The organism is Sphingobium sp. LB126 (assembly GCF_002795205.1).
In the GTDB taxonomy this organism is placed as follows: Bacteria; Pseudomonadota; Alphaproteobacteria; order Sphingomonadales; family Sphingomonadaceae; genus Sphingobium; species Sphingobium chungbukense.
Map to the genome: position 1 here is coordinate 36,597 of NZ_NETV01000007.1, position 26,063 is coordinate 62,659.

The 26,063-nt window shown below is 62.5% G+C and carries 26 protein-coding genes and 3 pseudogenes; 10 read left to right on the forward strand and 19 right to left on the reverse strand.

All coding sequences use genetic code 11. From position 1 onward, the window contains the following. Window positions 1-39 precede the first annotated feature (39 nt). The 4 genes from CAF53_RS26280 to traA are packed head-to-tail and all read right to left on the reverse strand — an operon-like array spanning window position 40 to window position 4,364. The gene (locus tag CAF53_RS26280) at window positions 40-717 is read right to left on the reverse strand and encodes a DUF6118 family protein (protein ID WP_100240101.1); all 678 of its coding nucleotides are present in this window, start codon (window positions 715-717) and stop codon (window positions 40-42) included. Continuing rightward, window positions 714-1,148, reverse strand: coding sequence for a putative toxin-antitoxin system toxin component, PIN family (locus CAF53_RS26285; protein WP_100240102.1), 435 nt, complete (start codon window positions 1,146-1,148; stop codon window positions 714-716). Before CAF53_RS26285 ends, CAF53_RS26280 begins: the two co-directional genes overlap by 4 nt. Window positions 1,149-1,151: 3 nt before the next feature. Further along, window positions 1,152-1,397, reverse strand: coding sequence for a ribbon-helix-helix domain-containing protein (locus CAF53_RS26290; RefSeq protein ID WP_197707588.1), 246 nt, complete (start codon window positions 1,395-1,397; stop codon window positions 1,152-1,154). Window positions 1,398-1,457: 60 nt separating this feature from the next. Next, a complete protein-coding gene (gene traA, locus CAF53_RS26295; RefSeq protein ID WP_100240103.1) occupies window positions 1,458-4,364 on the reverse strand; it encodes a Ti-type conjugative transfer relaxase TraA in 2,907 nt (968 codons plus the stop codon). A gap of 174 nt (window positions 4,365-4,538) precedes the next feature. Between traA and CAF53_RS26300 the strand changes: the two genes are divergently transcribed. From CAF53_RS26300 to CAF53_RS26320, 6 genes and pseudogenes are all read left to right on the forward strand, one after another. Next, window positions 4,539-4,811 (forward strand): conjugal transfer protein TraD, encoded by a 273-nt coding sequence (locus tag CAF53_RS26300; RefSeq protein WP_100240104.1) that lies wholly within the window; start codon window positions 4,539-4,541, stop codon window positions 4,809-4,811. A gap of 70 nt (window positions 4,812-4,881) precedes the next feature. Next, window positions 4,882-5,100, forward strand: a complete 219-nt coding sequence (locus CAF53_RS26305; RefSeq protein ID WP_100240105.1) for a conjugal transfer protein TraD — start codon at window positions 4,882-4,884, stop codon at window positions 5,098-5,100. Next, a complete protein-coding gene (locus CAF53_RS26310; RefSeq protein WP_100240106.1) occupies window positions 5,097-5,378 on the forward strand; it encodes a hypothetical protein in 282 nt (93 codons plus the stop codon). Before CAF53_RS26305 ends, CAF53_RS26310 begins: the two co-directional genes overlap by 4 nt. A gap of 1 nt (window position 5,379) precedes the next feature. Further along, window positions 5,380-5,760 (forward strand): hypothetical protein, encoded by a 381-nt coding sequence (locus tag CAF53_RS27725; RefSeq protein WP_197707589.1) that lies wholly within the window; start codon window positions 5,380-5,382, stop codon window positions 5,758-5,760. Continuing rightward, window positions 5,738-6,085 (forward strand): type IV secretory system conjugative DNA transfer family protein, encoded by a 348-nt coding sequence (locus CAF53_RS27730; RefSeq protein WP_197707590.1) that lies wholly within the window; start codon window positions 5,738-5,740, stop codon window positions 6,083-6,085. Before CAF53_RS27725 ends, CAF53_RS27730 begins: the two co-directional genes overlap by 23 nt. A 46-nt stretch (window positions 6,086-6,131) precedes the next feature. Then, window positions 6,132-6,419, forward strand: a pseudogene (locus CAF53_RS26320) (Tn3 family transposase); the annotation flags it as partial. Between the two features lie 261 nt (window positions 6,420-6,680). Here CAF53_RS26320 and CAF53_RS26325 read toward each other — a convergent pair. After that, window positions 6,681-7,715 carry an IS110 family transposase gene (locus CAF53_RS26325; RefSeq protein ID WP_100240107.1) on the reverse strand — a complete coding sequence of 345 codons (1,035 nt, stop codon included), beginning with the start codon at window positions 7,713-7,715 and terminating at the stop codon, window positions 6,681-6,683. 809 nt (window positions 7,716-8,524) lie between these two features. On the opposite strand from CAF53_RS26325, the gene CAF53_RS26330 reads away from it, so the two are divergent. Continuing rightward, a complete protein-coding gene (locus CAF53_RS26330) occupies window positions 8,525-9,628 on the forward strand; it encodes a replication initiator protein A (protein ID WP_100240108.1) in 1,104 nt (367 codons plus the stop codon). A 28-nt stretch (window positions 9,629-9,656) separates the two neighbouring features. Here the strand turns inward: CAF53_RS26330 and CAF53_RS26335 are convergent, their stop codons facing one another. From CAF53_RS26335 to CAF53_RS26350, 4 genes and pseudogenes are all read right to left on the reverse strand, one after another. Beyond that, window positions 9,657-9,941, reverse strand: a complete 285-nt coding sequence (locus tag CAF53_RS26335; protein WP_100240109.1) for a ribbon-helix-helix domain-containing protein — start codon at window positions 9,939-9,941, stop codon at window positions 9,657-9,659. Further along, window positions 9,941-10,576, reverse strand: a complete 636-nt coding sequence (locus CAF53_RS26340) for an AAA family ATPase (RefSeq protein ID WP_100240110.1) — start codon at window positions 10,574-10,576, stop codon at window positions 9,941-9,943. The genes CAF53_RS26335 and CAF53_RS26340 overlap by 1 nt, the downstream gene beginning before the upstream one ends. Before the next feature lie 120 nt (window positions 10,577-10,696). Further along, a pseudogene (locus CAF53_RS26345) lies at window positions 10,697-11,313 on the reverse strand (transcription elongation protein SprT). 188 nt (window positions 11,314-11,501) lie between these two features. After that, window positions 11,502-12,029 (reverse strand): annotated as a pseudogene (locus CAF53_RS26350) (Tn3 family transposase); the annotation flags it as partial. Window positions 12,030-12,540: 511 nt separating this feature from the next. Between CAF53_RS26350 and CAF53_RS26355 the strand changes: the two are divergent. Next, the gene (locus CAF53_RS26355; RefSeq protein WP_100240111.1) at window positions 12,541-13,911 is read left to right on the forward strand and encodes an MFS transporter; all 1,371 of its coding nucleotides are present in this window, start codon (window positions 12,541-12,543) and stop codon (window positions 13,909-13,911) included. 441 nt (window positions 13,912-14,352) lie between these two features. Next, the gene (locus CAF53_RS26360; RefSeq protein WP_242443687.1) at window positions 14,353-14,745 is read left to right on the forward strand and encodes a Plug domain-containing protein; all 393 of its coding nucleotides are present in this window, start codon (window positions 14,353-14,355) and stop codon (window positions 14,743-14,745) included. A 12-nt stretch (window positions 14,746-14,757) separates the two neighbouring features. On the opposite strand, the gene CAF53_RS26365 is transcribed toward CAF53_RS26360, so the two are convergent. Beyond that, complete coding sequence (locus tag CAF53_RS26365) at window positions 14,758-17,727, reverse strand: Tn3 family transposase (RefSeq protein WP_008603805.1); 2,970 nt, start codon at window positions 17,725-17,727, stop codon at window positions 14,758-14,760. 175 nt (window positions 17,728-17,902) lie between these two features. On the opposite strand from CAF53_RS26365, the gene CAF53_RS26370 reads away from it, so the two are divergent. Beyond that, entirely contained in the window at window positions 17,903-18,463 is a 561-nt protein-coding gene (locus CAF53_RS26370) for a recombinase family protein (RefSeq protein WP_100239969.1), read from the forward strand. 159 nt (window positions 18,464-18,622) lie between these two features. On the opposite strand, the gene leuD is transcribed toward CAF53_RS26370, so the two are convergent. The 9 genes from leuD to CAF53_RS26400 all read right to left on the reverse strand — a co-directional run bounded on the left by leuD (window position 18,623) and on the right by CAF53_RS26400 (window position 25,961). Further along, a complete protein-coding gene (gene leuD, locus CAF53_RS26375; protein ID WP_100239970.1) occupies window positions 18,623-19,282 on the reverse strand; it encodes a 3-isopropylmalate dehydratase small subunit in 660 nt (219 codons plus the stop codon). Beyond that, window positions 19,279-20,694, reverse strand: coding sequence for a 3-isopropylmalate dehydratase large subunit (gene leuC / locus CAF53_RS26380; protein WP_100239971.1), 1,416 nt, complete (start codon window positions 20,692-20,694; stop codon window positions 19,279-19,281). The genes leuD and leuC overlap by 4 nt, the downstream gene beginning before the upstream one ends. Window positions 20,695-20,697: 3 nt before the next feature. Continuing rightward, complete coding sequence (locus CAF53_RS26385; RefSeq protein WP_100239972.1) at window positions 20,698-21,618, reverse strand: hydroxymethylglutaryl-CoA lyase; 921 nt, start codon at window positions 21,616-21,618, stop codon at window positions 20,698-20,700. Further along, window positions 21,615-22,391 carry a CaiB/BaiF CoA-transferase family protein gene (locus CAF53_RS28855; RefSeq protein ID WP_242443688.1) on the reverse strand — a complete coding sequence of 259 codons (777 nt, stop codon included), beginning with the start codon at window positions 22,389-22,391 and terminating at the stop codon, window positions 21,615-21,617. The genes CAF53_RS26385 and CAF53_RS28855 overlap by 4 nt, the downstream gene beginning before the upstream one ends. Continuing rightward, window positions 22,379-22,837 carry a CoA transferase gene (locus tag CAF53_RS28860; protein ID WP_242443689.1) on the reverse strand — a complete coding sequence of 153 codons (459 nt, stop codon included), beginning with the start codon at window positions 22,835-22,837 and terminating at the stop codon, window positions 22,379-22,381. Before CAF53_RS28860 ends, CAF53_RS28855 begins: the two co-directional genes overlap by 13 nt. Beyond that, a complete protein-coding gene (locus tag CAF53_RS27380; protein ID WP_157801374.1) occupies window positions 22,812-23,147 on the reverse strand; it encodes a hypothetical protein in 336 nt (111 codons plus the stop codon). The genes CAF53_RS28860 and CAF53_RS27380 overlap by 26 nt, the downstream gene beginning before the upstream one ends. Before the next feature lie 187 nt (window positions 23,148-23,334). Then, complete coding sequence (locus tag CAF53_RS27385) at window positions 23,335-23,505, reverse strand: hypothetical protein (protein WP_157801375.1); 171 nt, start codon at window positions 23,503-23,505, stop codon at window positions 23,335-23,337. 25 nt (window positions 23,506-23,530) lie between these two features. Further along, the gene (locus tag CAF53_RS26395) at window positions 23,531-24,625 is read right to left on the reverse strand and encodes an aromatic ring-hydroxylating dioxygenase subunit alpha (protein ID WP_100239974.1); all 1,095 of its coding nucleotides are present in this window, start codon (window positions 24,623-24,625) and stop codon (window positions 23,531-23,533) included. Window positions 24,626-24,905: 280 nt separating this feature from the next. After that, window positions 24,906-25,961 carry an alpha/beta hydrolase gene (locus CAF53_RS26400; protein ID WP_242443690.1) on the reverse strand — a complete coding sequence of 352 codons (1,056 nt, stop codon included), beginning with the start codon at window positions 25,959-25,961 and terminating at the stop codon, window positions 24,906-24,908. Window positions 25,962-26,063 lie beyond the last annotated feature (102 nt).

The window sequence follows — 26,063 nt, forward strand, 5'->3', positions numbered from 1 at the left end:
CATCGTACCGGATTTGTTCGCCCTTAGCGTGCAGATACGTCACTTTCGTGTAGTCACCCCTTTTTCGGCCTGTTTGCGGCACGCCTGCACCGCCTCGCGGTTGCCATCGGCGAGCGGGGCCGCCGCGACGATCAATCCCCAGCTCTCCGGCGCGGCCGTCTGCATCAAACGTTGCCCCGCATCCCATGCCGACTTTTCGCCAAGCGCCCGCGTCGCCATGCGCTCGGGCCAAAGCCAGCTCGCCGGCATCATCCGCGCGATCGGACCGGCGAGCAGCGTATAGAGCAACAGCCCCAGCACCAGACCGACGCCGCCCACGATATACAGCCAACGGTTCTGCTCGTCGCCCCGCCGAGCCGATGCGACCATATCGGACAAGTCGCGCGCTGCCCCTCTGAGCACCATGTCGGTTGCCTGCACCTGGGCGCGCAGCTCGCGGGTCGCCTCGGCGACGGAAGCGTCTAAACGACCTCCCATATTCTCCGGGGTGAGCCTCATGGCGGGGCTTTTTCGCACACCGTCGATCTGCTGCACCAGGATACCCAGCACCTTTTCGGTGCGCTCTAACGTCGGCTCATAGTCGGGAATGTCGATGGACTCGCGCGCCGTGGTCAGCGCCTCGACCGCATGGCGCAGCAACGACACCTCGCCGCGCAACCGCTCGAACGCCAGCACCGGGTCGTCGCGCTCCTGGCTATCCTGGTGCTGCCCGCTCATGTCCACTCATCCCTGGGCACCCGCCCGAACATCGCCAGACAATCCCGCACGGCGATGATCCGTGCGCCCTCATAACGGACCATCGTCAGAAGATCCCGCTTGTCGCCGGTCACAAGATGATCGGCCCTGCCCGCGACGATCATGGCCAACAGAAAATTATCGTAAGGATCGGCGCAGGCCGTCACTTCCGGCAGGTCCGCCACCATCACAGCCACGTCGCGCAGCTCATTGACAAGCCGCCCCGCCAGCGCGGGCGAAAGCCGCTCGCGGATTTTGGGATAGCGCGTCACCCGCGCCAGTTCGTCCAGTTGCTCCTGGGAAGTCAGCAACTCGAACCGCCCTTCGCGCCAGAGCGTGACGATCTGCGCGGGCGGCGATCTGTCCGAAAGCAGCGCACTAATGAGGACATTGGTATCGACAACGACGCGCACGGGTCAGCCTGCGGGCTGACGCGCGGCGGCCACCGCCTCCCCTATCACCGCGTCCAAATCTTCAGGGGCCATATCCTCGAACTTGGCTCTCGCCTCGATGATGGTCTGATCGAGAACGCGCCATTTGACCGCCTCCTCGATGAAACGGGAAAGATCGCCTTTCTTCATGCCGCGCTGCGCGAGGAAGCTACGCACTGCGATATCGGTGTTCTTTGATACCGAGACGGTCCATCGGGTCATATCGTTCATGGTTCACCTCCGGATTAACGCATATCATCTTAGCATGATAGGCGCTTATCCGCAAAAACATCAGCGACCAAGGCCACGATCACGGCCAATCCCCAAATCCTGCGTCAACTGGCGGCCAAGGTCGCGATCACGCTCCATACCTATTTCAAGCCCCAGCTCGCGGGTGCGCCCGCGCAGGATCGATTCCACCTGGGGATCGCGCTCAAGACTTTTCGCCATGCCTGCCATTTCCTTGCCCGCCTTCTCGCGGCCCGTGATGTCGCCGGCGCGATACAGCCGGTCGCGGTCCTGGGAGAGCTGTTGCCAGCGTTCCACGAACCGATCGGCCCGCAAGTTCGGATCGGCACGCACCCGCGCCTCTTGGCGTATCGCCTCGACCATCGGGCCGCTGCGCCCCGCCGCCGCCTCGCGCAACAAGGTGGGGTCGCGCTGCATCGCCGACGCCATATCGCGCGAGGCGGACGGCCTGATCTGGTCCAGCGCCTCCGTCGCGCGCTCGAGCGCGACCTTCTGATGCTCGAGAACAGGCCCACCCGACGCGCGGGCCTGCAACACCGCCTCGGCCGAACGCGAGGCCCGCTCGACCGCGCGCGTGAAAGCACGGTCCTGGCCCTGCCCGGCACGCGCAGGCGCTTCCTTCGCCGGCGTTGGCGTGCGCTGGGGCAGTTTCAGCTCGTCGAACATGCCGCGCCGCGGCTGTCGCTCAGCCACGGCCTTGGCCTCGCCAGAAAGCCCGCGCCGCTCGGCAAAGGCCCGAACCTTGCCGTCGCGGTCCCGGAACATCGGATAGTCCGACGCCATATCCTTCGCCCGCTCGCGGGACAGCGTGCGGACAAGCCGGGACACGTCGGCGAAGTCGTCGCGGCCGTAATGGAGATGCACCATGTCGCGGTGCCGCGACAGCGCCACATAGGCAGAATGGCGGTCCATGCCGGGGGTGGCGAGGACGTGCGAACGATCGACCGTCACGCCCTGCGATTTGTGGATGGTGGCGGCATAGCCATGATCGACATGGGCATAGTCCTTGAGGTCGAACGCGACTTGCCGGCCGTCGTCGAGCTTCACCGCCATGCGCTCCGGACTGACCTGCTCGACCTGTCCCAGCGTGCCGTTCTTCACCCCAAGGCCGCGCTCGTTTTTCAGGAACATGATGCGGTCGCCGGTCGCGAACTCCCGCACGCCGCGATCGGCCGACACGCGCACGTCCTGGCCCAGCTCGCCGGCGTCGCGCAGCCGATCGCGCGCGGCCAGATTCAAATCGCGCACCTCGGCATTGGTGTGGGTGAGGATGATCCGCGTCTTGTCGGGATCGGCGATGCGAGCGCGATCCCAGCCCTCCACTAGGCTTTCCCGCGCAGCCTCGCGCGTCTCGGCCGCGTGGACCATGCCGTGCGCCTCATAGACATGGACAGCCTCGCCGGTCCGGCCCGTCGCCAGCGCCCGCGTGGCGTCCTTCTGCCAGTCCTCATGCTGCCGGCGAACCTCGTTGATCTCGGCCGCGCCGTGGCGCTCGGCAAGCGCGCGGAACGCCGCGCCGGCCTCGATCGCCTGTAACTGCTCGGCATCGCCGACCAGCACCACCTTGGCCCCTGCCCGTTCGGCCTCGGACAGCACGCGCTCCATCTGGCGCGTGCCGATCATGCCGGCCTCGTCGATCACCAGCACGTCGCGCGGGCCTAGCAGCTCGCGGCCCTGCTCCCACTGATATTCCATGCTGGCGATCGTGCGCGAGGCGATGCCGGAGCCGCCCTCAAGCCCCTCGGCCGCGATCCCCGACAGGGCCGCGCCGCGCACCTGATAGCCCGCCCGCTCCCATTCGTCGCGCGCAACCCCCAACATGGTCGATTTGCCGGTGCCGGCATAGCCGACGACGATGGCAATATCCTGCGTGCCTATTATATGGATTAATGCGGCTTGTTGCTGGCTCCCCAGCATCAGGTCCTCACTCCCGGCGGTGGTCCCCAAGCACTGCCCCACCGCCGGGAGACCATGCCCCGCCCTGTCGGCAAGCCGATCGCCGGCGCGTTCCAACCGCTGCTCGGTGTCGATCATGTCGCGCGAGGTAAAGCGGTCCTCGCCACGCCCGTCCTTGCCCAGTGCCACCAGCTCGGGCGAGGTCCGCACCGCGCTCATCACCGCATCGAACTGCTCCTTGCCGTCGCTGTGGCGGAACGCGAACTGCGCCAGGTCGCGCCGCGTGAACGTCGCTTGGCTGCGGGTGATCGCGTCGAGCGCGATTTCGGGATTGGCGATGATCTTCTCGCCATTCTCGCGCGCGATCCGGGCATGGTCCTCGACCCGCTCGGCCTCAAGCCCCTGGTCGGGCATACGCGACGCTGCCGGCCCGATCTTGTGCTGCGGCTCAAGCTCGATGCCCTGCGCCACCAGGGTCCGGTGATCTATGCGAGCATCAATATCCAGCTCGGCCAGGCGCTCGTTGACATGATCGGCCCACGCCTCGCGCCACCCCTGCAAGAGCTGCGTGCTGTTCCACTCGCGCACCTTCTGGCCGAAGCCCTCCGGCCTTACCTCGCGCATCGACAGCATGACATGCGCGTGCGGCTTCGGACTGCCATCCTCGGCATAGTCCCAATGCACGTTGAGGTCGGCGACCATGCCGCGTTCGGCATACTGCTTTTCGACGAAATCGCGCGCGAGCTGGACGCCCTGCTGCTGGTTCAGCTCGCGGGGGATCGAGAACTCGACTTCGCGGGCGAGCTGCGCGTCCCTGCGTTTCTCCCCGGCCTCGACCTCATTCCATAAGGTCGCGCGATCGTTTAAACGCTCCGGTGCACCTTCGGGCAACATGATCTCCGAATGGACGACGCCGGCCTTGTTCGAGAAATCATGGTCGCGCCCGAGTCGGTCATCATGCAGCTCGGACGCCGAACGGTAGGCCGCGCTGGCAACGGCGCTAGATCCATTAGAACGACTGATGACCTTGGCCGAGAAATGGTAGATCGCCATGACGATCGCTATACTGCCCTTCTGAGCGCACGTCGGCAACGATGTATAAGCGCGCACTCACACTCTCTGCCGTTCGCATGATTGACTTTGCCGCATTTTCGGCTGTGGTCCGTTCCCTCTCGGGCCAATCATGCTACTCTGCGCCTCCCGATCCTGGGCGAGAGGGAGAAGAATATGCGCAAAGCGCGCGACTATGACGCGGAGCTGAAAGCCCTCGGCGACAAGGCCAAGGCATTGAAGGCCCGCAAGGTACAACAGCTCGGCGAGCTGGTGGCGGCGACCGGGGCCGATGCGCTCGATATCGAGACACTGGCGGGCGCACTGCTCGACGCCGCTTCATCGAAGGATGCCGGTGCGAGGGAGGCGTGGCGCGCGAAGGGCTCCGCTTTCTTTCAGCGGCGCGGGCGCAAGGCTGGCAAAAGCGCTGCGGACAACGGCGGGGAGTGAGGCGAAGCTGGCGCAGGCGGTTCGCAGGGCTGAGGCCGCGCAGCGCCGCACCGATACGAGAGGATGGGTCGTGCAACGCCGTGAACGAACCCGGCACCTGATCGAGCTGGGCGGCCTCGTCCAGAAGGCCGGCCTGGTCGATCTCGCCGACGACGATCGCGCCACCCTCTACGGCGCGCTGCTCGAACTGGCGGCGAAGGCGCGCGACGACGGCGATGCGCTGGCGCTGTGGAAGCGGCGGGGCAAGCGCGCGTTCGACGCGGAAGCGGAAGGGAGCGAAGCACAATGAGCGCGCTGGATATTGAGGCGATACGGGCAGAGGTCCGCGCGCTCGACTATGAGCGGGGCAGCTCGGCCGAAGCGGCGATGTGGTGCGAGGACGATGCCGACGCCCGCGCCAATCTCGCGATCGACGGCATGGCGCTCACACCTGACGACGACGCGCTGTTCGACATGCTTCGCGACGAAGCCGTGCCCCCTCCCCTCGCCACCGCGATAGTCCTGAAGCTGCTGGGCCATCCCGACGCCGATCCGGCGTTGGCCGTCACGCCGATCGGGGCGGACTGACATGGAATGGTTCCGCCAGCTCGGCCGCGCGCTCCGCAACCTGGCGCGCATATCGCGCCAGAACCCGGTATGGGCGATCACCGCCCTCACCCTCAGCCCCATCAAGCTGATCCGCCATCTGCTAAGCGTGGCGCTCCTGCTCCTGATCGTCGGCCTGGTGCTCGGGCTGGGGATGAAGCTCGTCCTCGGCTCGCTGCTGGGCTTGCCGCATGATTCCAACATCTGTCAGACGGCGATGATGCTGACGGCGCTCGTTGTCATCCTCGTCGGCCTGCGCGCGCTCTTTCAACCCCTCATCCTGCGCTACGGCTATGACGACAGCGACGCCACCCACGGCTCGGCCCGCTTCGGCCCGGTCCATGTCCTCGATCCGTTCGGGTGACGGGCATCGCCTCGGCCGCGTTCATCTGCTCGATCGCATCGACCCTGCCGGCCTCGATCTGGCCGACGACGCCATGACGCTCGCCGATGCACTGGTCTATGACACTCCCGGCGAAGCCGGAGAGGCGCACTGGAGCGAGGAAGCCAAGGAGCTGATCGCCGGGCTCATCCAACATGTCGGCCGGCCGCTCCTCACCCCCGATGAGGTCCGCGTCGTGCCCGGCGAGCTGGAATTGCTGTTCCTCGCCGGGCAGCGGCCGATCATTTCCGCCAAGCTCGCCTACTACGCAGATCGCGAATTTGCAGGCCGGTTCGACCCAGCGTGATACCGTTCAGACGGCGCGTTCAAACAGCCGAGTATAGGCGTATACAATCGGCAAGATCGAACGCACGCTGTTCATGCTGGACTGGCTCGAAAATCTCGATCTGCACCGGCGATGCCACGCTGGCCTCAACCTGGTCATCGCTGCGATCGTCTATTGGAACACGATCTACATGGATGCCGTCGCCCAGCATCTGCGATCTATATCCGTCCCGGTGCCTGATGAAATCCTCGCCCATACGTCCCCGGTAGGCTGGGAGCATATCGCTTTCTCCGGCGATTTCCTCTGGGATAGGGCCGCCGCGCAGCCTAAGCGTTCGCTGATTGTTCTCGCTTAGCGTTGCGTGTGGATGGCTCCCGCGTTGCGATGTGATTTCCAGACTGTTTGCTTCGCCAAATCGAGTGCAGTCGCGTGTCCGGCCTGTCGGTGCAGCCCATTCACGGCTGCGGGCCTTGAAGGATTCCGCCAGCACCAGCATCACCATCGTCTAGGCGAACTCGAAGTTCTCAACGCTAAGCGGGATTGCCGTGCCCGGTGGATCGATTGGCTTGCCTTCAGTCTCTCCTCACACCTCAACCTCGTCCATCAATCGCCCGCCTCAAGCGGCGATCGCCAACTCCCGCCGTTCGTACTCCACACCACGGGTCATGACCACCCATGCGATGCGCGCCATCTTGTTCGCCAAGGCGACTGCAACGACTTTGGGGGGGCGTCGATCGAGCAACGCCTTGATCCACGGCAGCACGTTCCCATTGCCTGCGCGCGCATGCCGCAGCACGGCCGTTGCGCCGACCACCAGCAACTGGCGGAGGTATCGGTTACCGCCTTTGGTAATTCGCCCGAGCCGTGTTTTCCCGCCGGATGAGTTCTGCTTGGGCACGAGACCCAGCCAGGCTGCGAAGTGCCGCGCTGATTTGAATGCGTTGGGCTCAGTCACCGACGAGACCAGTGCGGACGCCGTGATTATCCCAACTCCCGGGATCGTCTCGAGGAGGTTGCTTACATCGCTTTGGTAGTGCCAACGCGTCAGCTGCTTGTCGACTGCGGTCAGCTTGGCCTGCAATTCCTGGATCAGGCCGGCCAGATTGCCGAGCGCTTCCCGCGCCACATCTGGCAGGCCCAGATCCTCCCGACTGGCCAACTCGGCAACCGCACGGATTGCCTGTGTAATGCCGGCGCCGGTCACGACCCCGAATTCGGCCAGATGCGCGCGAACGGCGTTGAGCATCATCGTCCGTTGCTTGATCAGCAGCGCGCGGGTCTTGTGCAGCACACCGGCCGCCTGTTGATCGACTGACTTCACCGCGACAAACCGCATTGAAGGGCGCATCACCGCCTCGCAGATCGCCTCCGCATCTGCAGCGTCGTTCTTCTGCCTTTTGACATAGGGCTTCACGTAGGCCGGCGGAATCAGCCTCACCTCGTGCCCTAACTCGGCAAGCTGACGAGCCCAATGGTGCGCGGTACCGCACGCCTCGATGCCGATCAGCGCCGGTGGCAACTCGCCAAAATAGCGAACCATCTGACTTCGCTTCAACTGCCGCCGCTCGACGACCTTGCCGTCTTCATCGACCCCGTGAACCTGAAAGACCGACTTCGCTATATCGAGTCCGACCGTAACGATCCTGCCCATGACATGCTCCTCGCTCCATTGTGGCCCAGGCAAACTGCCTCAGCCGGTGAGCGGGAGCCATCCACCCCTTCGTTTAGCGCACCTTCCACACTATGCCCTCCATAAGACGCACTTTCGTGTCCTCGCGCGAGATCGTGCGAGAATCTAGCTTCCAAAAATCGGCCGCCTTGGAAGCGCGTAGAGCACCAAGGGCGCTCAACCTCTCCAGCCCTGCCAAACGTCCGGTACGGCGTCTAGCGGCCCGGAAATCGCGCCTGTGGCGACATTTCCGCCTGGCTTTTTCTGGAAAGCTAATTGTAACGTTGCCGCTGGCGCTGTGGTTGCGGCAGAAGCGAGCGTTTAACCGATCTCCAAACCAACAAAAGCGTGCCGGCGAAGCCTCATTATGGGGATTTCGGGTGGGAGGATCGCTTTAGCGATCCGTGACGGCCGTAGGCCGCGAGCCTGTGGGGCGAGCCCCAAGAGGCAGCGCCTTTCTTCATTTCGACTTGGCGGCAAGCGCGGCGCTGGTGGGTGAAACCACGATGCTGAGTATCAAGCTTGGTGCGGCCAAAAGTTATCCACAGGCCGACCTAGTGTTAATATTTGAGTTAAAGAGTTGTGTTACGGGATTTTGGCGATCCAGTAATTCATTGAAAATGTTGTTTGAATCGGCCGTTCTTTGGCCTCTTCCGTCAACGGAACCCCGAATCCACTGACTCCAGAACCCCGAATCTGCGTCAACGAAACCCCGAATCGCGGGCGGCCGTCAATGAAACCCCGAACTTTTCTGTTGCGTCAATGAAACCCCGAATCTAGGCTGCCCGTCAATGAAACCCCGAATCGAGCCTGATCGTCAACGAAACCCCGAATTACCGCTTGCCGTCAACGAAACCCCGAGCGGCGCGGAGGGACGCCCTCCCCTGCTGCCTGTTCGCTATCCTGATCCCGATCTGTTCATTTGCGATGTTCTCGACGCCATCCCCAAGGATGACATGGCCTCGATGGAGCATCCGATTTTTTCGCTCGCGACCAAGCCCGATCGGCGCGTCTTCCGCTACGAGCATAACGGCAACAAGCTCGAAATCGTCCCCAGCGTCAAAGGGCTGGCGACGATCCACGACAAGGATATTCTAATCTACTGCATCTCCCAGCTCATCGGGAAGATGAACCAGGGGGAGCGGCCGAGCCGCACCTTGCACCTGACCGCCCGCGATCTGCTGGTGTGGACCAACCGGCAAACCGATGGCGACGGCTATGACCGGCTGCGGAGCGCGTTCGAGCGGCTGTCGGGGACGCGGATCACCACGAACATCAAGGCCGATGGCGAGGAAATCACCGAAGGTTTTGGCCTTATCAACGAATGGCGGATCGTGCGGCAAACCCGCTCCGGCCAAATGTCGGAAATCAAGGTCACGCTATCCGACTGGCTGTTCAAGATGGTTGAGGGGCGTAGCGTCCTGACGCTGCACCGAGACTATTTCCGACTCCGCAAGCCGCTCGAACGGCGCATCTACGAGCTGGCGCGCAAGCATTGCGGCGCGCAGGAAAAATGGTCGATCTCGGTCGAAACGCTACAGAAAAAGACCGGCGCGAGCAGCCATCTGCGCGTGTTCCGCTCGATGCTGCGCGATCTCGTCGCGCACGATCATCTGCCCGACTATGCCGTGGAAATGAAGGGCGATACGGTCATGTTCCGCAATCGAGAGGCACTGGATACGGTCGAGGCGATCGAGGCGGAACCCGAGCGGCCCTATATCGACCCCGAAGGCTTCCACGACGCCAAGAGCGTTGCGCCTGGCTATGACGTTTACGCGCTCTATGACCAATGGGTGTCATGGTGGATCGACAGCGGGCGGCCCGAACTGAAAAGCCCCCGCGCCGCCTTCATCGGCTTCTGCCGCAATAAGCACAAGACCACCCGCTTGCGATAGTATAGGCATATATTTGTATACGCCCATACTATCCGGCGATCCGTCCCCTGCCCTTCTTCACGAACAGGTCGTCCAGCGCCTCGCCTAGCAGGCTTTGAACGGTCGTCCCTTCCTCGGCCGCGATGATACGAAGCTGCGTGCTGACCTCCGGGGGGAAATGCCCACCAATTAACTTGGTCCCCTGTCGGCCGCTCTGCGGGACCTTGCGCGCCACATCTGCCAGCTCGATCGTCGGCGCTGGGGCCGGGGCCGCGTCTCCATCCGCCTTGGCGCGGTTCAACACCGCCTGCAGGCTGTTTCCGCCCTTCGCCATCACGCCGCCCCCGCCTGATTGTATAGGCATATATTTGTATACTCGTATAGTCTCCGGATTTCGTCTGCCGCTGGCCCATGCGGCTCGAACTCCTGCACGGCCTGGCCTGCGGCTTGGGCGCGGAAAAAGGCTTTGCGGTTGCCGACCGTCACCGGGCAAACCGTCGCGCCCAGCTCCGCCACGGCCTGAATCGCATCGCCTGTTTCCTGACCTTGCGGGGGCACGAAGGTAAGGACCACGGCAAAGGCACGGTCGAGCTGGCGCACAACCTCGAGCGTGTGCGTCATGCTCATGGTGTCGAACACGGCAGTCTTGGTCGGGATCAGGATGAAATCGGCATGGCGCGCTGCCTCATAGGCCACGTCGCGCGCGACTGCCGCTCCGTCGATCACGACAAGATCGGTGCCGGCATCCTCGCAGGCTTTGAGCATAGCGGGCAGGCGCACCGGCTGAATCGACGCCACGGCGGGCGTGTCGAGCTGGCGCACGTCCTTCCAGAACGAAGCCGTCGCCTGCGGGTCTAGGTCTATGATCGCGGCCACCTTGCCCGCTTGCTCGGCCGCGACCGCCAGACAGGTTGCGAGCGTCGTTTTCCCGACGCCGCCTTTCTGTGAGAGAATGGCGAGAACCTTCATGCTACACTCCTACACGTATAGCTCTGTACTTGTATACACGCTAGACGGGGATGGGAAGCCCTATCGTCGCTGAAATGACGATAGGGCGGAGCTGACTCTGAAATGTGAAAGCACGGCGCATCATTCCTCCGGCTCGTCATCGTCCAGCGGGTCATGGCTCATCTGACCGTGATCCTCGATCGGGCAAAGCGGCGCTCCGGCCTGCTCAAGCCACTTGCGCGCGGTCCTGACGGTATAGCCGCACGTCGCGCACTCGCATTTGAGCATCCGGGTTTTCTGCTTCTTCGGAGCGGTCGACTCTCCGTCCATGTCGAGACGGGCATGGACGGAGGGGGCCGACGCCCTCCGAGATCGGCCCGATGGCCGCAAGGAACGCCTCGCCGGGGATGGTGGCGCGCATCGGCCCGACCAGGCCAAGCCCAATTTAAACGCTTTCTCATGCCCCACCGGGATGCCGACAGCGGCATGGACCAGCTCATGCGCGAGGATGGCCGCGATCTGCGCCGGCATGGCGTCGGGCGCATGGGCGAGGTCAGGCCGGATGAAGTTTCAAAATGGCCGTCCGCGCTCAGCCGGTTATCCCAGCACTCGCCGATCGCCTTGCCCTTGCGGCCCGCGCTGGTGAAGCCGATTGCCACGCGCACGCGGGCGGGCAGGGGGCTTTCCAACGCCTCGAACAAGGGTGCCATGCTCATCGCCACCCGATTGAGCCAGCTTTCCCGGTTGTCCTGCGTCATTGTCCTTACTCACTTCAAATCGCCTGACCGGCGATGGCAGGCCATCGGCCGGAACACGGACGCCCAAGAACGCCGGCAGGAGAGGGGGGCAGCGGGAAGCGACGGGGTGGTGCGGCCGCAGCGCAGCGAGGTACGGCCCGTCTATTCCCGTTGCTGGGGACCGGTGAGAGGATGGTCGAAAACGTACGCTAAGTGTCGCGGCCGGTTTGATGGAGGCGGAGTGGCCTGAACCGCTCGCGAGGCTTGTCGATCTTCCCCCAGAGATAGTCGCCGGTGAGGCCGACATGCTCCCAGCCCAGCGGGGCGACGTGGGCGAGCAGTTCGTCGGACACATCGACACCGTTGCCGCGCAGATGCCGGACGGCCCGGTCGAGATAGACGGTGTTCCACAGCGTGATTGCCGCGGTGACGAGGGTCAGGCCAGAGGCGCGATGGCGCTGGTTCTCGAAGGTGCGGTCGCGCAGTTCGCCGAGGCGATTGAAGAAGATGGCGCGGGCGAGCGCGTTGCGGGCCTCGCCCTTGTTGAGGATGCTGCCGGTGCGGCGACGTTGGTCGGGATCGTCGAACCAGTCGAGCATGAACAGGGTACGTTCGATCCGCCCGATTTCACGCAGGGCGCGGGCGACCGGGTTCTGTCGCGGGAAGCCCGCCAGCTTGCGCAGCATGACCGAGGCGCTGACGGTGCCGGAGCGGATCGAGGCGGCGAGGCGTTGAAGGCCCGGCTCTATGCGATGCTGCCGCGCGTCCGCATCACCGACCTGCTGGTCGAGGTCGCCGCATGGTCGGGCTTCGCCGACCGTTTCGTCCATGCGCGCAGCGGCGCATACGACGAATGACCTCGGCTGCCGGCGTGCCAGTTTCGGCCTGCTTCAGCGACGCAATCTGCTCTTCCGTGTAGCGCGACTTCTTCATTTTCCAGCTCCTTGCCCACAGGCTTCAAAGGGCCGGAAAACTCTCACTCAGCATGGATGAAAAAACAGGGAGTACGTCACTGCATCCGCCCCCAGGAGGTGTCGCCGTTTCCGGGGCCGGCGGCCGATGCCTAGCGAACTGTGCGGCCTGATAGTGTTGTAGCGTCGGTGCCGGCAAAAGGGCTTCGTGCAGCTGTCCAATCGATCATCGTCATGCTTTCCTGGTGCAGGTTTCGGAAATTGCGGTTTGAGAATCGCGGGGTCACTAGGGCTTTTAATTAAGCCAACCAGAACGGAGAGGGAGGAGTGGGTGGTAATGCCGGCCAGAACGACGAGCGCCGGTTCGGCTGAGCAGGAACCTACGCATTCCGCTGCAGTAAATCCGGTCCAGGTCATTAACACGCAGCCGATGCGCCGCATGCAAAAAGTAGCCGTTGCGATCACGATTGTGCTGAACGCGCTGGACGGCATCGACGTCATGTCGATCAGCTTCGCTGGGCCTGGCCTGTCTGCGGAGTGGGGTATCGATCGGTCGGTACTCGGTATTGTGCTTGCCATGGAATTGCTGGGCATGGCGGCCGGATCGATCTTGTTCGGGGGCGTCGCCGACCGCATTGGACGCCGGCCCATGATTCTGATCAGCCTCTTGGCGATGTCGGCGGGGATGTTGTTGTGTGCCACTGCAGGTGGTGTCGTCGATCTTTCTGTCTACCGTGTGCTGGTTGGACTAGGAATGGGTGGCATGTTGTCGTCTATCAATGCCATGGCGGCCGAATACGCCAACGACCCTCGCCGCGATCTCTGCGTCGCGCTAATGGGTATCGGGTATCCGCTCGGCGCGGTGCTAGGCGGTGTTGCCGCGGTGCTCCTTCTGCAGCACGGTGATTGGCGATCAGTATTTCTATTTGGCGGGGTTGCAGCCGCCATCCTCATCCCAGTAGTGGTTCTATGGCTACCGGAGAGCCTCCATTTCATCTGTAAACGTCGGCAACCCGACGCATTGGAGAGGGCGAACGCTATCCTCACTCGCATGGGCCATCCCAATGCGGCGGAGTTGCCAGCAGCACAGACGAAGCCGCGTTCTGGCTATAGTGACATTCTGCAGTCCGGGTCAGTGCGCATGATGATCACGTTTGCGGCCATCTATTTCCTACACATGACCACATTCTATTTTATTCTCAAATGGGTTCCGAAAATCGTGGTCGACATGGGTTTCGTCGAGTCGTCCGCCGCTGGTGTACTGGTCTGGGCAAACGTGGGAGGGATAGTGGGGGGGGCGATCGTCGGCCTGCTCGCTCAGCGCTTTGGCCTTAGGCGTATGGTGGTGGCAATGCTAATCGGCTCGACCATGGCTGTCATATTCTTTGGTCGTAGCGAGGCGGACTTGATTCTCATGACTGTCATAGTAACGCTCGCCGGCTTCTTCAGCACTGGTGGCCTGATCGGCATGTACGCGATCATTGCGCGCGCCTTTCCTACCCAGACACGAGCGACGAGTACCGGATTTGTCGCCGGCGTCGGCCGTGGTGGGGCCGTCATTGCGCCGATTGTTGCCGGCTACCTTTTCACGAATGGAATAGGTCTATCGAGCGTAGCTGCATTAATGGGGGCGGGATCGGCAATCGGGGCAATTCTCTTGCTCACCATCCGCCTCGCTCCTATGCGCCCCGATTACCAATTGCGATGAGCTCCCGCCATAGTGGGCGATCTACCGAGCGATACCCTCAAGGTAAACACCAACAATCAAGCAGGTCCGCCCCGGGGGAGCAACCCCGGGGCGGTTAAATCGCCGCTCGTCCAATAATATCACCCAGAAATCTGACGATAGCATTCGGAATCTTCGGTTTTACCGATACACGGCCAACCGGTATCAGTACTCGTATCGCGAGTCCCGCTGTGAAGGTAGCGGGGTGATTAAACTATCTAATAATATGCGAACGAACATTTACGTGACGAAGACAAAGGGGAGGACTATTATGGCCATAAAATCATCCAGCAGCATTATTATTTGCCTTACTGGCATTGCGGATGTTGTTATGGCGTGGAGCCCGCTGTCGGCAGCGACCGAAGTTGCGCAAGCTATCAATGCCCGAACGTTGCGGAGAGCGAGCCAACTACAAGCGACGCGGTGATTGAGGAAATCACGGTCACTGCCCAGAGGCGCTCAGAAAGCCTGAATCGCGTTCCGATGACCATCTCGGCATTCAGCGGTGATACGCTGGCCAGGGCCGGTGCCGTCAGCCCAGAGAGCCTCGGCAAGCTTGTCCCGAGCCTCGTCTATACCAAAAGCGCTTATGGCGCTCCCGTGTTCACGCTGCGGGGCGTTGGTTATTACGACTACAGCATTTCCGCAGTGCCCGCCGTGACAGTCTATGTTGACGAAGTTCCGCTGCCGTATTCGCGAATGTCCCAGTTCGCTGGCAACGACGTGCAGCGCGTTGAGGTGCTGAAGGGTCCGCAGGGCACACTATATGGCGTCACCTCAAGGTTTGTGCGCCAGACAACGATTTGGCGGACATAATGAGAACACTGGCTATGCCACGAGTTTGAGGCGGGCCATGGGATCGTTGAGGGTGCGGAACTCGCCAGGGGAGAGCCGGTTTGCCCTTTGCCACAGATAGTCGCCGGTCAAACTGATATGCACCCAGCCCATCGGCGAGAGATGGGCAAGCAGCGCATCATCGAAGGTGCCGCCGGATGATTGGAGATGCTGGGCGGCCCTGTCCATATAGACGGTGTTCCAGTAAGAAATCGCCGCGATCAGCAGATTGAGGCCCGATGCCCGATATTCCTGATTCTCGATCGAGCGATCGGTGAACCGCCCCTGTCGGTTGGTGTAGATCGCGGCGGCAAGGGTATGACGTGCTTCGCCTTTATTGAGGCCGGCCTGGCAGGCGCGACGCAAGTCGGGCTGTTCAAGCCAGTCGAGCGCAAATAGCGTCCGCTCGATGCGGCCGAGTTCGGCCAGCGCAAAATCCAGCCTGTTCTGGCGCTTGTAGGCGGCCAGCTTGCGCAGGATCGCGGAGGGCGCAACGGCTCCTTCCTTAATGGAGGCGACGATCCTGACGATGTCATCCCAATCGGCTTCGATCGCCGCCGTCTTGATCGTGCGGCCCATGAGGCTTTCGATGCCTTTGTAGGTCGAAGGCGCGGCGATCGAGCCGAGTTTCCGGTCGGCGATGTCGCGCAGACGGGGCACGAACCGGAAGCCGAGAAGATGGCAAAGGGCAAAGACATGGTCCGTCGCGCCGCCGGTATCAGTGTAATGCTCATGCAGCGGTAGCGCGCCGGCGCCGAGCATCAGGCCATCCAGCACGTAGGGGGCCTCGCCGGCGGTGGCCGACATGATCCGCGATCCGAACGAGGCAAAATGATCGGACAGGTGGGAGTAGATCTTCAGGCCCGGCTCGCTGCCATATTTCGCATTGATGTCGGCCGCCGCCGATCGGTTGCGGCCCGAGCGGAAGAACTGCCCATCGGAGGATGAACTAGTGCCGGCTCCCCAATGGCGCGTGAAAGGAAGATCATGGTGCGCGGCAACGATCATCCCCAACGCGGCCTGATAGTTTTCGGGCGACAAATACCAGTTGTGGGTCCAGGCAAGCTGGGCGTAGCTCACCCCGTCGCTGGCGTTGGCCATGCGCTCTAGACCCAGATTCGATCCATCAGCGAGAATGGCGGCGAGGATCGCGTGCGGGTTGTCATGCTCCTTGCCGGACCGAAGATCGCGAAATGCGCTCAGGAACCCGGTGCGCTCGGCCACCTCGACCAGGAGTTCGGTGATCCGCACGCGCGGAAGCAAGGCGTCGAGCCTGCGATCGAGAGCCTCCGCCTCGGGTGGAGTGATCGCCGGCATGGGTTGCAGCTTGAGCCGGTCGCGTTCGAGCGCCACGCCCGCGAGCCTGTTCGCCTTGAGTTGCTTGGCGAAACGGCGCAGCCGCCAGTCGAGCGTCCTTGCCCGCTCCTCCAGATAGGCGGCCGCATCGGTCTGGAATGGCAGGCTGTCGGCCACCTTATCGGCATCGCGTCGACTCAGCAAATAGGTGTCGAAGCGGCGATAATTGCGGGTTCCTTCGACCCATATGTCGCCGGCGCGCAACCGATCGCGCAGCGTGGCCATGATGGCCGTCTCGTATCGCCGGCGATCGACCTGGCCACCTTCGGTGATGAGGCGCTTCCACTGCCGGTTGGCGAATGGGAGCGGAACGCCCTCGGGCAGGCTGCGGGCCTTGCGGGCATTGGTATCGCGGATGACCTCGATGGCCTTGACCAGTTGCGATCCGCTCCCCGATGCCTTGAACGTGAATGTATCGAGGAAAGCCGGGCTGAACCGCCGCAGCGTCGCATAGCGACCAGTCGCCGCGACAAGCGCATCTTCGCCCGCCAGCTCGGCCAGCGCATCGACCTGCGATTTGGCTGCGACCAGTCTGTGCCAGCCTACCGCTTCGTCGATCAGTTCGAGCGGATTACCGCCATGTTCGACCGCCTCTCCCAGCGCGGCGATCGTCGCGCCGAACAGCCGCATAAGTTCGCCGACCGAGCGGATGCTGTCCTGATAGCGCCTTTCCCGCCCGCGCCGCGCCCGTGTGAACAGGCTTCCGACAAGCCTGTCGAACATCTGGATCGCACCATCGGCGAGCCTGGCATCGAGGTCGATGACCGCCGCGATCAGCGTCGCGCGGCGCCTGTTAAGGCTATAATCGGAGAGCAGGAACGCCGGCGCAACGCCACCTTCGCGCATGAACTGCGCGAACCGGAAGTCGGGGATTTTCGCGCCGATCGCCGGGTCGATGCCGATTCCGCGCACATAGCGTAGCCGTTCCAGCAGCCCGTTGATGTTCGCCGTGGTGGGCGCTTCCTCGAAATTGCGCAGCCAGGCCAGCGGCGTCATGCCGAAGTCGCTGTTGTTGACGATCAGATCATCGATCCGCGCCAGTTCGGCATGACCCAGGCTTTCGACAATGAGCGCCGCCGCGGCTTTGCGGGCGCGTGCCCTGCCGGCGAGGCCCGCACGTTCGAGCGTGTCTGCCGATGGAAGAATGAAGCGTTCCTGCTTCAGCCCCTCCATCAATGCGCGGACAATAGGTTCGCCCCGATCGGTCCGCTCCGCAGCTCTTGCGGCGAGATCGAGCGCGAGCGGTATATCCCCTCGCCGAAAAGGGTGTAGCCCCAGATGCCGTGCCGCAATGTCGGCATGATCGTTACGTGTTTGCGCGCGCTGGCCATAGTCGGCGAACGCATCAACATCGACGAAGAGCTGGGCGGCGAGATAGTGAAGGACCGCATCGGGGACGTCGACGTCGGGCTGCAAACCGAAGCCGGGATGCCGCATAAGCGCGATCTGCGTTGCCAGACCGAGGCGGTTGGCAGGGCGATAGCGGCGACCGACCAGTTCGAGATCCTCGGCGGCAAGGGTATAGTGGCCGACGATCGCGGTTTCGTCATGGGGGATATCGAACAGGCGACGCCTTTCTTCTCCGGTCAATAATCGCCGCCGCGCCATCCTGCCTCCATCCCGAGTCGAGAGCGACAGGCTAGCGTCAATCTGGAGTATAGCCTAACCCGACGTCAGGACGGTGCGCCAGTTTCTGTCAGGATAGAGTTGTGATACGAGTTTATTGACGCCTGTCGCGCTGTATCATAGATTTCAACCTGACAAAATCGCACAGGGGGTGGCGATGAAAGGCCAAAGGATCGGTTACGTCCGGGTCAGCACATTCGATCAGAATGTCGATCGCCAGTTGGAAGGGCAGTCGCTCGACCGGGTGTTCACTGACAAGGCATCGGGCAAAGACGTCAACCGGCCGCAGCTCGACGCCATGCTCGCTTTCGCCCGCGAGGGCGACACCGTCGTGGTCCACAGCATGGATCGACTGGCGCGCAATCTCGACGACCTGCGCAAGTTGGTTCACTCCCTCACCAAAAGAGGTATCCGGATCGAGTTCGTGAAGGAGAGCCTGGCCTTCTCGGGCGAGGATTCTCCGATGGCGAATCTGATGCTCTCGGTCATGGGCGCATTTGCGGAATTCGAGCGCGCCCTGATCCGGGAACGGCAACGCGAGGGCATCGCGATCGCCAGGCAACGCGGCGCCTATCGTGGACGGAAACGCTCCCTCTCCGACGAAATGGTCGCCGAACTGCATCGCCGCATAGCGGTTGGCGAGCGAAAGGCCGCTATCGCCCGCGACCTGGGGATCAGTCGCGAAACCCTCTATCAGTATCTCCGCAACACCCCATGACGCCTTTGTTCTCACTATGTCCGACAAATCCTTGTCCGGCGCACAAAGCTTCCGGTGACGCCTGTTGTAATCGCGCAACGATACGGAGGGCGCGCGCTCCAAGAGCGCGCCCCATTCTCAAAACATCATCCTTGTGGGACGGATTGGAGCCTTGGGGTGTCATTCCGCCCCCAACCGTACCCGGCCACCAGCGGGGCGTTTTTCAACAGCCCCGATCGCTTTCGGAATAGGTCCTACCCACGGCTGTACCAGTGCCGCCGTCCGCTCGAACGTCTCGATCTCTCCCAAATGGGCGAGGCTGAGGGCAATATCATCGATACCCTCGATCAGCCGGCGCCGCCTCTCCGCGTCGACTTCGAACGGTACAACCGAGGAACCTGTCGTAATCTTCTGCTGGGTCAGGTCGACGGTCATCCAGGAGGATGAGGCGGCCGACGCTTCGGCCTGCAAAGCGTTGATCTGGGCTGCTGGCAGGCGGATGGGGAGCATCCCATTCTTGAAGCAGTTCAGGTAGAAGATATCGGCGAAACTCTCCGCGATGACGCAGCGGATTCCGAAATCCAGCAGCGCCCAGGGGGCATGCTCGCGGCTAGAGCCGCATCCAAGGTTTGAGCCAGAGATCAGGATGCCTGCTTTGTTCCATGGTGATTTGTTGAGTGGAAAGTCCGGATCTGAGGCGCGAAGATTGAAAAACAGAGCATCCTTCAGACCTTTGCGCGACGTTGTCTTAAGGAACTTGGCGGGGACTAGCATATCGGTGTCGATGTTCGCGATCGGCACCGATACAGCGACGGCCTCGAGCCTGACAAAGGGGGTCATTGCAGTTGCGCCCTTGAGTCCACCAAGCAGCCATTCACGGCCGCGGCCGCAGCCATGGCTGGCGAGACGAGGTGTGTCCGCCCGCCTGGTCCCTGCCGTCCCTCGAAATTGCGGTTCGACGTTGAGGCACAGCGCTCGCCCGGGGCCAATCGATCGGGGTTTAGTCCGAGACACATCGAACAGCCGGGCTCCCGCCACTGGAAGCCGGCCTCTTCAAAAATCGTGTCCAGACCTTCGGCTTCACCGCGCGCCTTGACCTCTCCCGATCCTGGAACGACGAGCGCTCTCACGCCGGGCGAGACCTTTCGACCCTTGGCGACGCGGGCCGCCTCGCGAAGGTCCTCGATGCGGCTGTTGGTGCACGACCCTATGAACACCACATCGATCGGAAGCCCTGCCAAGGGCTGACCTGGCTCAAGGTCCATGTACGCGAGCATTCGCGCGATCTGGGCTCGTTTCGCCTCGTCCGTCTCCTGCGCTGGATCAGGCACCAAGCCACCGATCGTCGTCACAGCGTCCGGGCTAGTGCCCCAGGTCACCATCGGCTCGATTGTGGCCGCGTCTAGTGTCTCAATGCGATCGAACGACGCTCCTGCGTCGCTCCGGAGACGCGACCAAGCTTCCCGAGCAGTCTCGAGCTCTTGGCCTTTCGGGGCCCAAGGGGTGTTTGCAAGGTAGTCGAATGTCACCGCGTCCGGAGCGATCAGACCAGCCCTAGCCCCCAACTCGATGGTCATATTGCAGATCGTCATTCTGCCGGCCATGTCGAGACTATCTACCGCCGAGCCGGCGTACTCGACCACATAGCCGCTGCCCCCGCCGGCGCCCAGTTGCCGGATGATAGCGAGCGCCAGGTCCTTCGCCGCGACGCCCGTACCGAGTCTGCCCTCGAGGCGAACAAGCATCGTTTTCGACGGTCGTTGCACCAGCGTCTGGGTCGCGAGCACATGCTCGACCTCAGAGGTGCCAATCCCAAAGGCCAGTGCGCCGAACGCGCCGTGGGTTGAGGTGTGGCTGTCGCCGCAGACAATGACGGTGCCGGGCAACGTGAGGCCCAACTCGGGTCCGATCACGTGAACGATCCCCTGTCGGCGGCTGGTAAGCGGAACATAGCGAATGCCAAATTCACGGGCATTCAGTTCGAGTTGCTCAATCTGCCGCCTGCTCTCTGGGTCGGCGACCGAGAGCAGGCCCTGCTGCCGATGCTCGGTCGGCACGTTGTGATCTGCGACCGCCAACGTCAGATCGGGACGTCGTACCGTTCGTCCGCTCGTGCGCAGGCCATCGAAGGCTTGCGGGCTCGTCACCTCATAGACGAGGTGGCGATCAACATAGAGCAGTCTGTCTGGCGAGTCGCCGAGTGTGGTGACGACGTGGGTATCCCAGATCTTCTCATAGAGCGTCTTCGCCATCGATCACCCCTCCAACGCTTGAACACAGCGCTGGCCTTCGAGCGCGTTTCGCACACGCCCGCCGGAGAAAGCGCCGGGGATCTCCGCACCCCTCATCGAGACCTCGAGGAGCGACCCGAGATCCACGCCCGTCTCGAGACCCATGTTGTTGAAGGTCCAGACGACATCCTCGGTTGCGACGTTGCCGGTCGCGCCCGGAGCGAAGGGGCAGCCGCCAAGCCCCGCAAAGGAACTGTCAAACACGCGAACGCCTGCGTCATAGGCGGCCAACACATTTGCTACGCCCAGACCGTAGGTGTCGTGGCCGTGGAACGCCCATCCCGTACCGTTCCCATATCGGCGGATCGACCGCTCGAACAGCGACCTCACCCGATCGGGCGTGACCCGTCCGGTAGTATCGCACAGCGCGACCTCCACACCGGGCCGCAGCGGGATCAAGGCGTCGAGAAGTTTCAAAACATCCGCCTCGGGCACGGGCCCGTCGAACGGGCAGTCGAAGGAGGTGGCCAGATTCAAGCGCACCCGAGTGCCTCCGGGCAAATCGGCAACGAGCCGGCCATATTCCTCGACCGATTCGGCCGGACTGCGCCGGACATTGTTCTGGTTATGCTTCTCGCTGGCCGAAAGCACGAACGCTATATGGGAAGCGCCAGCTTCCAAGGCTCGATGGCAAAAACGCTTGTTAGGTACAAGGACCTGGGCCGCTAGGCCGGGCAGCAATTGCGCTGCCCGCAGGACTTCAGCCGCATCCGACAATTGTGGCACAGCCCGTTCATTCACGAAGGCGGTCACTTCCATTCTGCGAAGTCCGGCGCGGTACAGCCCTTCGACGAATGCGATTTTCACGTCGGTAGCGATATGCGGTCCGATGGGCTGGAACCCGTCACGCGGACCGACTTCGACCAAGGCGATTGCGGAGCTCATGCTATCACGCCCTCCGAGCGCAAAGTCTCGATCTTAGCGTCAGTCAGCTTCAACGCTGATCGAAGCACCTCCTCGGTATGCTCGCCGATGGCCGGCCCGGTCCATCGGATGGGGACAGCGCCTCCATCGAACGAAGGGACCACGCCAGGGTGGAGAACCGGTCCGCCAAGCAGGTCGTCGTCGACCTCCCGGACCATCTTGCGCACGCGATACTGAGGATCGCTGGCGATGTCGGCCGCCGTGTAGATCTTCGAGCTGGGAATGTCGGCCGTCGCAAGAACCTCGATCAGCGCGGCGGACGCGTGCCTGCGTGTCCAGTCGCCAATGATCTCGTCGAGAGCGCTCGAATTCGCAACGCGCTGCTGGTTGCCGGCGTAGCCAGGAGCTCCGATCAGCTCGGGTCGGCCGACAAGGGTCATCAGCTTCGCGAAGAGAGGCTCGGAGTTAGCGGCGATCAGGACGAACGCCCCATCCGCGGTCGGATAGGCGTTGGTCGGTGCCGCGGTCGCAATGCCACCACCGGTCGGCTGGCGAATCTTACCCAACCGCCCGAACTCCGGGAGCATGCCTTCCATGAGGCTCAGGACGCTTTCGGTCAGCGCGACGTCGATCGTGCGACCGGTCCGCTCTCCGCCGGGCCGATCTCGCTGCCACAGCGCTGCAAGGAGGCCGAATGCCGCGTAGAGACCCGCTACCGAATCTCCGATGCTGACGCCGACGCGGACGGGCGGAAGATCGCTGGTACCCGGAGGTTGGTCGGTCAGATAACGCAAGCCGCCGAGCGCTTCACCGATAACGCCAAAGGCGGCGCGATCGCGGTAAGGCCCGCTTTGCCAAAGCCAGAGATGTGCGTCACGATCAGGCCAGGGCATCGCTCGCGCAACTTGGCAGGCCCCAACCCGAGCTTCTCGAGTTGCCCAGGCCGAAAGTTCTCGACCACGGCGTCGCAAGTTTCGACCAGATCGAGAACGATGTCGATCGCGCCGGGATGCTTCAAGTTTAGGACAATGCTCCGCTTATTACGGCCGTGTACCGACCACCAAAGCGACTGGCCGTTCACGTGCTCGCCCCATTGGCGGATGGGGTCACCGCCTGGCGGCTCGATCTTGACAACGTCCGCACCGAGGTCTGCAAGCAGCCGCGTCGCAAAGGGGGCTGCGACGAAGTGGCCAATCTCTAGGATCCGCAAGCCTTCAAGTGGAAGATTTGTCTCGATCATAATAATTCCTATAGCTTGGCATCTGGAGTTGCGGCAGCTGCCCCAGCCCGGAGTTGAACATGTCCTGGTAGGTATAGTCGAACGCGATCAATCCGTCGTAGCGGGACGACAGCGGCGTCGTATATTCGCCGCTGGCACTGGCCTGCCACTTTGGCGTCAAAGATGCTCGATTTGGTAATGTTGACGAACCGGTGATGAGGCCCAGCACCGGATACATCTCTCTTGGCAGCTGATGGGGTTCGCTGAGCGGGCGCCGCATGCTGTCGAAGGGATCGACGGCAGCGGAGATGTGAGGGACCGAGGCGTTCACGGAAACATGTCTCCAGCCGGTGCGGGAACGAGGATGCTCTCATCCGCCATACTGGGACGCGGTTGTCATGTCTCTTCTAGGGGGCATCGGCGGGTCTGGTGCGCTCGCGATTGACATCGCGCACCAAGGCTCGGGGCACCGCCGATAGCCAGTCTTGCCGCCCGGTGGATCCCTTTTGCATGCCGATTTACAGCCCAACCTCAACGGTCGTCGCCGATCCCATGGTTGCGCCGCTCTTGGTCAAACGGTTCTGCGGTGGCAGCCATGCCGTCAGGAGATTCGCGGAACGCTGCAGGTTGCAGGCGCAATCCGCAGCGATCTCGCGTCGCGAGAAATCACCGATGATCAACACCGGCATCGCGTCCGACAGTGAAACCGGCCCATCAGCTCCCGATGATTTGCAGTCGAGTGGCCTTGTTCTCCGCTTCTACCATCTCGTCGATCAGGCGTCGTGCGACGATAGCGAGTTTATCGGACATGACGCTGATCTCTGAGGCCGTATCCGGGTTTGCGTTGAAGTGACTCTGGATTGCTTCGCAGGCAGACAGGTCCTGCGAGAAGACCTCCAACTGGGCGGCCTTGTCGTCTTCGGTTTGTCGGAAGCTCGAGCTGACCGCCGTAAAGTGATAGCAGTGACTGTCGTCGGCGGGGGTCAGGCCAACGTTAGTACAGCGCTGGCTTATGATACGATTGCCGTCCGCGGGATCCGTAAACTGGTTGTAGATCTTAACGCTGCCGGGCAACTCATGAATCATCGTGATTGTCCGATTCAGTGGGCGGCCTGTCGGTACATGCCAAATACGGGCAACATTTTCGTGGGCGATGAAGTTGGGCATTGGCAATATCCGTGTGAATTTTCGCCCGTCTTGCTCATAATCCTGGTTGATGGTTGCGGTCAGAATCTCCCGGTCGTCACCGCTATCCATCATACCGGCATGGAGAAAGCTGACATGCGTAGTGTCGAATAGGTTATCGTGGCCCAGCATGAAGTTCGCAGCCATGGGTAGCGGGAAGTAATAGACGTGATCGAAATGGTCGTCCGCCTCATGTGGTGCATGGGGGATGTCGGCGGGATTAGCTAGATCCGGATCGCCCATCCAAATCCAGATAAAGTTCCGGCGCTCGACAACCTGATAGGACCGGACGCGCATCGCCCGGGGAGGTGAAGCTCCACCAGCGATCTTCGTGCAGCGCCCCTGCGTATCGAACACCATCCCGTGATAGCCACACTGGATGCTGTCCCCGACCACTCGGCTCTCCGAAAAAGGAAAGCCGCGATGTGGACATGCATTCTGCATCGCCACCGGTTCACCCGCCTCGGTCCGATACATTACTACCACCTCGCCCAGGAGCTTGCGCGCCATAGGCTTGCGCGTCACTTCGGTGTCGCCCGCCGCTACATACCAAGCGTTGCGTGGATAGCGCTGGAACGCGCCGAACGACTGAGTAGTGGGCGCTAATTTGCCTGTCGCGCGCATGTTATGGTCTCCTTATGGTTTGGGTTATGCTCCGACCGACAATCGTCTAGCCTAAGCATAATTAGTGTCATTATGTGTGTTCATATACGCGCGGCTTTGACGATCCAACCGGCACCCAGTCCCTGTTTTCCGACACTAAGTTTCGGGAAGAATGGACTGTGCCCCTTAAGACTGCGGAGCGAGCGAAGTGGCACCGGTCAGATCTCGTGCTTGGGCACGGGCAACCGGGCGGCTCGTCCATTTCCGATTGTGTCGATGTTTCGAGAGCACTTTCTTCGGGTCACGCTTTAATCATACAGCGCTCTCTCAGCCAGTTTTTACAGATCGCCACGGCACGCTCCTGCAACGCAGGCTGCTGCTGGAAGTAGTGGGTCGCATCGTCGATCTTTTCGAAGCTCTTGTCGGCGCTGCCGAGCAGCTCGAAGATCTTGCGCGGGTGCGTCGCGGGCGTTGCGTCGTCGGCGCCGTTCTCGATTACCAGCGCCGGCACGGTGATCCGCGGCGCATTAAGGGAGGTCCTGGCGTTGGAACGATCATAAGACCATTGCGACAGCCATGAGCGCAGTGTGGTGTAGCGGGCAAGACCCACCGGGCCGGCATTGGCCGTGCGGGGATTGCCGAGATAGCACCAGTTGGGCTTGCGTCCGTTGGGATCGACGCTGGGGTCGATCCAGCGCGGATCGCACATCGTGCGGTGGACGATGAAGCCGCGCTCCATCTCGTCGGTACCACGCGCGCGAAGGTCACGCAGCATGGCGTCGGCCCATGACGTGATCCGACGGTTGCGCTCGACCTGCGATGCTCTGAAGCGCGCTACGAAGGCCGGATCGAAAGGCATCGCCGCCAGCGCCTCGGAGGTGTAGATGTCCAGCGCGCGGTCCCGGTGGTCGGGATCGCCTTCGTGAACCACGGAAGGGTCGAGCCATTCGGTCAGTGTTTCGGCGCGGCTCAGATGCGCGGCGACGCTCCAGATTGCGTCGGCGGGGATCAGTCCGGCAGCCGCGAGGTCGATCGGGTCACCGGCCGGCGTTTCCGTGATGGTAGGCTGTTCAGCCTCCGCTTGATAGGCTATCGAAAGCGAGCCGCCACCGCTCCAGCCAACCAGCACCACTTTTCCGTAGCCCAGAACCTCCTTCGCGTAGCGCACATAGGCGCCCATATCGATGATCGCCTTCTCCATGATCAGCGATGTATCGTTGCGGATGTAGCGGCTGCCGCAGCACATGACGTGTAGCCCGGCCTCGGCGAAGGCGCGCGGCAGTGGCAGGAGGTTGAGCGCGGACGACGGGTGCATGAACAGCAGCACAGTGTCGGACGGCGCATTGCCGGGAAGCAACAGCTGTCCTCCAGGAAAATGCGCCCGCTGCGGCCGACAAAGCCGTACACCTCGGTGAAGAGCGCGCTTTCCTCGAACGAGATCGTGAAGGCGCGGCGTTCC

What these genes read in the sequence shown, in the direction of transcription:
- CAF53_RS26340 (WP_100240110.1), bottom strand. Translation starts at nt 10,576, where the DNA reads ATGAAGGTTCTCGCCATTCTCTCACAGAAAGGCGGCGTCGGGAAAACG.
- CAF53_RS26330 (WP_100240108.1), top strand. Translation starts at nt 8,525, where the DNA reads ATGAAACCCCGAATCGAGCCTGATCGTCAACGAAACCCCGAATTACCG.
- CAF53_RS26355 (WP_100240111.1), top strand. Translation starts at nt 12,541, where the DNA reads ATGCCGGCCAGAACGACGAGCGCCGGTTCGGCTGAGCAGGAACCTACG.
- traA (WP_100240103.1), bottom strand. Translation starts at nt 4,364, where the DNA reads ATGGCGATCTACCATTTCTCGGCCAAGGTCATCAGTCGTTCTAATGGA.
- leuD (WP_100239970.1), bottom strand. Translation starts at nt 19,282, where the DNA reads ATGACCCCCTTTGTCAGGCTCGAGGCCGTCGCTGTATCGGTGCCGATC.
- CAF53_RS26365 (WP_008603805.1), bottom strand. Translation starts at nt 17,727, where the DNA reads ATGGCGCGGCGGCGATTATTGACCGGAGAAGAAAGGCGTCGCCTGTTC.
- leuC (WP_100239971.1), bottom strand. Translation starts at nt 20,694, where the DNA reads ATGGCGAAGACGCTCTATGAGAAGATCTGGGATACCCACGTCGTCACC.
- CAF53_RS26310 (WP_100240106.1), top strand. Translation starts at nt 5,097, where the DNA reads ATGAGCGCGCTGGATATTGAGGCGATACGGGCAGAGGTCCGCGCGCTC.
- CAF53_RS27730 (WP_197707590.1), top strand. Translation starts at nt 5,738, where the DNA reads ATGTCCTCGATCCGTTCGGGTGACGGGCATCGCCTCGGCCGCGTTCAT.
- CAF53_RS26300 (WP_100240104.1), top strand. Translation starts at nt 4,539, where the DNA reads ATGCGCAAAGCGCGCGACTATGACGCGGAGCTGAAAGCCCTCGGCGAC.
- CAF53_RS26325 (WP_100240107.1), bottom strand. Translation starts at nt 7,715, where the DNA reads ATGGGCAGGATCGTTACGGTCGGACTCGATATAGCGAAGTCGGTCTTT.
- CAF53_RS28860 (WP_242443689.1), bottom strand. Translation starts at nt 22,837, where the DNA reads ATGATCGAGACAAATCTTCCACTTGAAGGCTTGCGGATCCTAGAGATT.
- CAF53_RS26370 (WP_100239969.1), top strand. Translation starts at nt 17,903, where the DNA reads ATGAAAGGCCAAAGGATCGGTTACGTCCGGGTCAGCACATTCGATCAG.
- CAF53_RS26385 (WP_100239972.1), bottom strand. Translation starts at nt 21,618, where the DNA reads ATGAGCTCCGCAATCGCCTTGGTCGAAGTCGGTCCGCGTGACGGGTTC.
- CAF53_RS26290 (WP_197707588.1), bottom strand. Translation starts at nt 1,397, where the DNA reads ATGAACGATATGACCCGATGGACCGTCTCGGTATCAAAGAACACCGAT.
- CAF53_RS26280 (WP_100240101.1), bottom strand. Translation starts at nt 717, where the DNA reads ATGAGCGGGCAGCACCAGGATAGCCAGGAGCGCGACGACCCGGTGCTG.
- CAF53_RS27725 (WP_197707589.1), top strand. Translation starts at nt 5,380, where the DNA reads ATGGAATGGTTCCGCCAGCTCGGCCGCGCGCTCCGCAACCTGGCGCGC.
- CAF53_RS26335 (WP_100240109.1), bottom strand. Translation starts at nt 9,941, where the DNA reads ATGGCGAAGGGCGGAAACAGCCTGCAGGCGGTGTTGAACCGCGCCAAG.
- CAF53_RS26395 (WP_100239974.1), bottom strand. Translation starts at nt 24,625, where the DNA reads ATGCGCGCGACAGGCAAATTAGCGCCCACTACTCAGTCGTTCGGCGCG.
- CAF53_RS27385 (WP_157801375.1), bottom strand. Translation starts at nt 23,505, where the DNA reads ATGCCGGTGTTGATCATCGGTGATTTCTCGCGACGCGAGATCGCTGCG.